7 protein-coding genes are annotated in these 6993 nt (G+C 39.0%); all 7 read left to right on the top strand.

Going from position 1 to position 6993, the window contains the following annotated elements:
• Positions 1–76: 76 nt before the first annotated feature.
• The 7 genes from HMPREF0023_RS05005 (at position 77) to HMPREF0023_RS04975 (ending at position 6959) form a co-directional block, all read left to right on the top strand.
• Positions 77–625 (top strand): lipocalin family protein, encoded by a 549-nt coding sequence (locus HMPREF0023_RS05005; RefSeq protein ID WP_017396341.1) that lies wholly within the window; start codon positions 77–79, stop codon positions 623–625.
• A 195-nt stretch (positions 626–820) separates the two neighbouring features.
• Positions 821–1807, top strand: a complete 987-nt coding sequence (locus HMPREF0023_RS05000; RefSeq protein ID WP_008941345.1) for an acyl-CoA desaturase — start codon at positions 821–823, stop codon at positions 1805–1807.
• Complete coding sequence (locus tag HMPREF0023_RS04995; protein WP_008941344.1) at positions 1804–3099, top strand: NAD(P)/FAD-dependent oxidoreductase; 1296 nt, start codon at positions 1804–1806, stop codon at positions 3097–3099. The genes HMPREF0023_RS05000 and HMPREF0023_RS04995 overlap by 4 nt, the downstream gene beginning before the upstream one ends.
• Positions 3093–3908: a DUF1365 domain-containing protein gene (locus HMPREF0023_RS04990; RefSeq protein ID WP_008941343.1), complete on the top strand. Its 816-nt coding sequence runs from the start codon at positions 3093–3095 to the stop codon at positions 3906–3908. The genes HMPREF0023_RS04995 and HMPREF0023_RS04990 overlap by 7 nt, the downstream gene beginning before the upstream one ends.
• On the top strand, positions 3886–5082 hold the full coding sequence (locus tag HMPREF0023_RS04985) for an SAM-dependent methyltransferase (RefSeq protein ID WP_008941342.1): 1197 nt from the start codon (positions 3886–3888) through the stop codon (positions 5080–5082). The genes HMPREF0023_RS04990 and HMPREF0023_RS04985 overlap by 23 nt, the downstream gene beginning before the upstream one ends.
• A 30-nt stretch (positions 5083–5112) precedes the next feature.
• Positions 5113–5889: a DUF1295 domain-containing protein gene (locus HMPREF0023_RS04980; protein WP_008941341.1), complete on the top strand. Its 777-nt coding sequence runs from the start codon at positions 5113–5115 to the stop codon at positions 5887–5889.
• An 8-nt stretch (positions 5890–5897) separates the two neighbouring features.
• Entirely contained in the window at positions 5898–6959 is a 1062-nt protein-coding gene (locus HMPREF0023_RS04975) for an SAM-dependent methyltransferase (RefSeq protein WP_017394996.1), read from the top strand.
• Positions 6960–6993: the final 34 nt, after the last annotated feature.

The following is a 6993-nucleotide window of genomic DNA, read 5'->3' as shown; positions in this document are numbered from 1 at the left end:
GGGAAATTTCACATCACAGAATGTTCACATAGGATTGATTAGGCTTATTGCTGTTCAAAGCAAATGGATAGGTCTTATGTATCAAAAATTATTGTTTAGTAGTTGTTTAGCCCTGTTTTCAAGTTTCGCATTTGCTCAATCACAAACACCCAAAAATCAAGCTGTTGAACGTATTGATATTCAACAATATGCCGGAAAATGGTATGAAATTGCTCATCTGCCTATGTTTTTTCAACGTAATTGCGTAGGGGATACGACTGCCGAGTATCAACTCAATTATGACAATACAGTTAATGTGGTTAATCGTTGTCGCAATAAACAAAATCAAATCGATCAGGCTGAGGGTATCGCTTACCCCCAAAATGAAGGCAAAAGTAAATTAAAGGTAAGTTTTCTACCAAAAGGTTTACGCTGGGTACCCTTCACTAAGGGGGATTATTGGATTTTACGAGTTGATCCAGATTACCAAGTGGCATTGGTAGGTGGGCCAAGCCAGAAATATCTTTGGATTTTGTCTAGAACACCAAAGCTGAATGAGCAGATTTATAATGATTATGTCGAAACAGCACGTCAGTATGGCTACGATGTAGAACATTTGGTCAAAACATCGCACAAGACACCATAACTTTCAATTAATTAAATCATTTTATTAAGCAGAGTTATGAGGTATAAGTGCTTCATAACTTGCTAAAAATATGAAATAAAATGAATGTAGAATTGAGTCTGATGCAGCATCTAGTGAAATGGCTTCACGTAAAATTCATATCAATATTATTAACATCATAAAAAGAATATTTATGATCCGAACTAGGATGCCAAAATGCTTAAATTTTTTCTGCAATGGATCGATAGTTGGTCATCGACTGCCAGTTTAAGTACAAACGTTGATTCTACAAATACAGTTAAAGACAGTAACATCCAATGGTTTAGAATTTTACCGTTCATTCTGCTGCACGTCGCTTGCTTGGCGGTGTTTTGGGTTGGTGTGTCTTGGTTTGCTGTTGTTTTTATGTTGTTCTTTTATCTGATTCGCATGTTTGCAATTACAGCTTTTTTTCATCGTTACTTATCCCATAAGACCTTTCAAACTTCTCGTATAGTTCAGTTTATCTTTATCCTAATTGGAACAATGAGCGCTCAACGAGGACCTTTGTGGTGGGCAGCTCACCATCGCTACCACCATCGCTATACGGATACAGCACAAGATCCCCATTCTTCGACACATGGATTCTGGTACAGCCACATTGGATGGTTTCTCAATGATCAGAATTTTGCGATCCGCAAAGAAGTCGTGAGAGATTGGCTTAAATATCCAGAACTTGTTTGGCTGGATCGTTTTAGTTTACCTGTTGTTTTGCTCACAGCTGCTTCCATTTATGGTCTGGGAGAATGGTTGGCTGCTGCATATCCGCATTTGGCAACATCTGGGTTACAGCTTTTGGTATGGGGATTTGTGATTTCTACAGTGTTATTGATTCACGCGACTTTATGCATTAACTCGATGGCTCATTTATATGGTCGCCGTGATTTTGAAACCTCAGATAATAGTCGGAATAATTTTATTTTATCAATTATCACCTTAGGTGAGGGCTGGCATAACAATCATCATTTTTATGCAGGCAGCGTTCGTCAAGGTTTTTACTGGTGGCAAATAGACATTACTTATTATTTATTAAAAATAATGAGTTATTTAGGGTTGGTTTGGGGGATGAAACCTGTTCCTCAGCGGGTATATGAGGCAAAAAAATCCTACTCTCAGCAAATAAATATCAATAAACAGAAAGTTGGACAAGGGGAGTCTTCATGAAAATCGCAATTATTGGATCGGGAATTTCTGGACTCTATGCCGCATGGAAACTTTCATCGCGCCATCAGGTCACTATATTTGAAAAGAATGATTATTTTGGTGGCCATACGGACACGCATCGTTTTTGCATCGAAGGGCAGTCACTTGCTGTAGATAGTGGTTTTATCGTATTCAATGAATACAACTATCCTTTATTTAGCGAGATGCTTGCTGAGTTAGGAGTAGAGTCGCAAAGTAGTGATATGAGTTTTTCGGTGAACAACCTTGTAACTGGCTTACAGTACAACCCGTCAAAAAAATGGTCATTATTTGCCAAGCCACAGAATTTTTTTAAAAAAGATTTTCTACACATGTTGGCAGATTTAATCCGTTTTTATGACAACAATAAAGACGTGGTTGTTGCAGATTGTGATTCGCAATTAACGCTTGATCAGTATTTAAATCGACACGCATATTCAGACGCTTTTAGACATGAACACTTGTATCCAATGTGTGGCGCATTATGGTCTAGTCCAGTCGATCAAGTTGGAAAAATTCCTTATAAATTTGTCGTAAGTTTTTTTCAGCATCATCGTATGTTACAGCTTAAGCAAAGACCGCAATGGCAAACGGTGCAAGGTGGTTCAGCTTCCTATATAGAGGCGATCCGAAAATCGTGTGCAAATATCCAATGGCGAGCTATGGCAGTTAGTGCTGTGACACGTCACTCAGATCAAGTTAGTGTGAGAACCCAACATGGTGTAGAACAGTATGATTGGGTGATTTTTGCTAGCCATGCAGATGATACTTTAGCGCTATTAACTGATGCGACGCAGTTGGAGCAAAATGTGTTAGGGCAGTTTGGTTATCAAGATAACCATATGGTGGTTCATCACGATCAGTCCATCATGCCGAAGCGTCGATCTCAGTGGGCGAGCTGGCATGTTCATGTAACGAAAAATCAAAATACTATTTCGTCGCAACATTTGCATTACGGTTTTAGTTATTGGATGAATAAGTTGCAAAACCTATCCTGTAAAACTCAAATTTTTGCAACACTGAATCCAAATTTGAACATTGCTGCGGATAAAATTTTAGTTGAACGACATTATCGACATCCCATATTTAATGCCGAAGCGATTGACGCACAAAAACGTTGGCGCGAAATCAATGGACAATATCGTAGCTCCTTTTGCGGTGCGTATTGGGGATGGGGTTTTCATGAGGATGGAGCAAGCAGTGCTGCACGTGTTGTGGCTCAGATTGAACAGGTATCTTCAGTCGCCGAACAGCAAGGGGTTGAGCTATGCTAAACAGTTCATTTGCCATCGCTTCTGCTCAGATACGGCATCGGCGTTTTCAACCCAAGTCACATGAGTTCTCAACTGATCTCAAATATCTTTGGTTTGATCCAGAGCAACTCTCTGATTTACTCAGTCAATCAAAATTATGCTCTGAACGCCATTGGAGTTTGTTAAATCTATATCCTGAGGATTTTCTGACAGAACAATCAGGTTCAATCCGAGAAAAGATTAAGCGAATCATTCTACAGCAGACTGATAGCATATTACCTAGTCACACGAATATCCGAATACTGGCATTGCCAAGAAGTTTAGGATTTCGTTTTAACTCTGTTGTGTTCTATTTCATTTTCGATGCACAGCAGCAGCCTTTATTCATTTTAAGTGAGATTACCAATACGCCTTGGAATGAGCGTAAGGTGTACGTGCATGATTGTCGGTTACAGGCTCAACAGCGTGCAGATTTTCAAGGTTATCAATTTGACTTTGAAAAATCTTTCCATGTTTCACCTTTCATGCCGATGCAGCTTGATTATCGCTGGCGATTTCATTTTTCAATGCAGCAACACGTGATCTATATGCAGCTTTATCAACAAGAACAAAAGATATTTGATGCAAATATGCGCTTTACGCTATCGGACATCACGCAGCCTTCACAACTACGTCGATATGCTATTTATCATGTCTTTGAACCTTTCAAAATGTTAGCGCAAATTTATTTACAAGCGTTTCGTTTATGGAAGAAAAAAGTTCCATTTTATCGACACCCAAATAAAGAGAAGGATAGAAAAGAACATTATGAAAACTCTCATTTTCGGTGAACAAAATTCACTCCCTTGGGTACTCAAAAGCTTATTTAAGCTGCGCCATGGTCAAATTACATTTCGTGGTTTATGGAATGGTACCGTGGGTGAGCAGGCTGATTTACATGTTGAGGTTGACGTTCACGACAAACAATTATTCGATCTCATTTTAAAGAACGGTGTGCTCGGCGCTGCTGAAGGCTATATTCGTGGCTATTGGCATTGTGAAGATTTAGTTGGTTTGATACAGCTTCTGTCTCGAAATCGTCATTTGCTTGATAAAATCAATCAAAATGTGATCTCTCAAGCCAGCCAGTTTTTGCTGAAAGCTTGGTATAAAACGCGTCATAATTCAATTTCTGGAAGCCGTAAAAATATTGCAGAGCATTATGATCTTAGTAATGATTTTTTTAAATTATTCTTAGATGAATCAATGATGTACTCAAGCGCAGTATTTCAAAATGAACAGATGAGCTTGGAGCAAGCATCTGATTATAAAAAGGAATTGATCTGTCAAAAGCTGAAATTACAACCCATGGACCATTTAGTTGAGATTGGTAGTGGCTGGGGTGGCTTTGCCATATATGCGGCACAAAACTACGGTTGTAAAGTCACAACGATTACGATTTCTGAAGCCCAGTATCAAGAAGCAAAGCAACGAATAGAAGCCGCAGGGCTATGTCATCGTGTGGATATCCAACTTAAAGATTATCGTTTACTTGAAGGAAAGTACGATAAGTTAGTTTCGATCGAGATGGTTGAAGCTGTTGGTGAGGCATATTTATCTACTTATTTTCAACAATGCCGTCAATTATTAAAGCCAAATGGTTTGGCTTTGATTCAAGCCATTACTATCGAAGATGCGCGATATTTAAAAGCCTTAACTACAGTGGACTATATTAAGCGATATATTTTCCCAGGTAGTTTTATTCCTTGCATCAGTGTGTTGACCCAGACGGCTTCCGAACAAAAACTGACACTGAAGCATCTTGAGGATATTGGACAAAGTTACGCTATAACGATTCATCATTGGCGTGAACGCTTTTTAGCAGCCCGTGAGCAAGTCTTAGCTTTAGGGTTTGATGATAATTTTATACGGATGTGGGATTTCTATCTTTGTTACTGCGAAGGTGGATTCAAAGAGGGCGTGATCAGTGATGTACATATGCTCTTTCAAGCAAACCCATATTAGGTCATTTTGTTGAATGCCTGAGGTAAATCCATGTTGACACTACTTCTGATCAATGTCTCGATCATGATTTGCTGCTGGTTATGGGCAAGTTTGAACTCCCGTGCTGGAATTGTTGATGCGGCGTGGAGTTTCTGTATCGCGCTCAACATTGGATTAACTGCGTTCATTCAAGATCAAGCACCGCTTTCGGTTCGATACTTTCTTGGAATCCTGAGTTCGATTTGGTTTTTGCGTCTAGCTGGACATTTATTGCGACGTTATCTCGATGAGCAAGTTGAAGATCGTCGTTATGCCAATATGCGTCGTGCGATGGGCAAATATCAGCATTTGGGCTTTTTTGCATTTTTTATGTTTCAAGCGGGTTTGGCGATTTTATTCTCATTACCCATGATGATTTTACTCAATATCCCTGCAGCTCAATGGAATGATTTGACCAGTTTGTCTTTATGGATTGCTGGGGCTGTGATGTTAATCGCATTTTGTGGTGAAGTGATTGCAGATCAACAACTGTATCGATTCAAGCAGAATCCTAACAATCATGCCAAAACAATGGATCAGGGTTTATGGCGTTACTCACGTCATCCTAATTATTTTTTTGAATGGTTACATTGGTTTGCTTATCCAATCATTGGTTTGGCGGCAGGACAATATTTGCTGTGGATTTACCCTGTATTGATGTGGTTATTTTTATATTACATCACGGGTATACCTTTTAGTGAACAACAAGCCCTGAGAAATAGAGGGCAGAATTATCTCGACTATCAACAACGGACTTCTATATTTATTCCGTGGAAACCCAAAAAGTAGGTGCGCACATGGACTTTATTATTCAACAATCTTTAAAATTGGTAGAAACGGGGATTGTCCCAGATCAAGCCATTCGCGCGGCAATTCGTGCGCTTAGTAAAAAACGCTTAATTCAGGAAGGGCGTTATGATCCTGAACAGTCAGCACAACGATATATGGATGTGTTGGCTATGCTGAAGCAAAGCGATATTGCAATTGCTACAGACATTGCCAATGAACAGCATTATGAATTGCCGACAGCTTTTTTCCAGGCTGTACTAGGCAAGCGTTTAAAATACAGCGCGTGTTATTTCCCGCATGAGAAAACCAGTTTAAATGATGCGGAAGAATTTGCATTGCAGCTATATTGTGAGCGTGCACAATTACATGATGGACAAGATATTCTAGAGTTAGGCTGTGGTTGGGGTTCACTCACCTTATGGATGGCAGAGCGTTATCCAAATGCCAAAATTACTGCTGTCTCAAACTCTGCAACACAACGTGAACATATTTTATCGCAAGCATCGACTAGAAAATTGAATAATATAGAAGTGCTTACTTGTGATGTGAATGTACTTGAGTTGGATTCAGATCGTTTCGACCGAGTAGTTTCAGTGGAAATGTTTGAACATGTTCGGAACTATGAAAAATTGTTTGAAAAAATCCACAGATGGTTAAAAGCAGACGGTTTATTGTGGTGTCATATTTTCTGTCATCGTTTTATGCATTATCCTTTTGAGATAAAAAGTGAATATGATTGGATGTCAAAATACTTTTTTACTGGTGGTTTAATGCCAGCGACATCAACATTTTTACATTTCCAAAAACATTTAGAATTATCTCAGCAATGGCAATGGGCGGGTAGTCATTATGAAAAGACCGCAAATGCATGGCTAGAAAATATGGATCGACAACAGCAATATTTAAAACCAATCTTTGAACGTGTTTATGGACAAGATGCAGCCGCTTGGTGGCAACGTTGGCGTATATTCTTTATGGCTTGCGCTGAGCTATTCGGTTTTGAACAAGGACAGGAATGGGTGATTGGTCACTTTTTATTTAAAAATAATAAGCGATTGAAAACATCCTAATCCCTTAAATAATCGAGTTGATATGATAATAAAT

Origin of the sequence: Acinetobacter sp. ATCC 27244 (assembly GCF_000156555.1) — a bacterium.
Lineage (GTDB): Bacteria > Pseudomonadota > Gammaproteobacteria > Pseudomonadales > Moraxellaceae > Acinetobacter > Acinetobacter haemolyticus.
The sequence above is the reverse complement of the archived record's forward strand: the minus strand, read 5'-3'. Positions and strand labels throughout refer to the sequence as shown.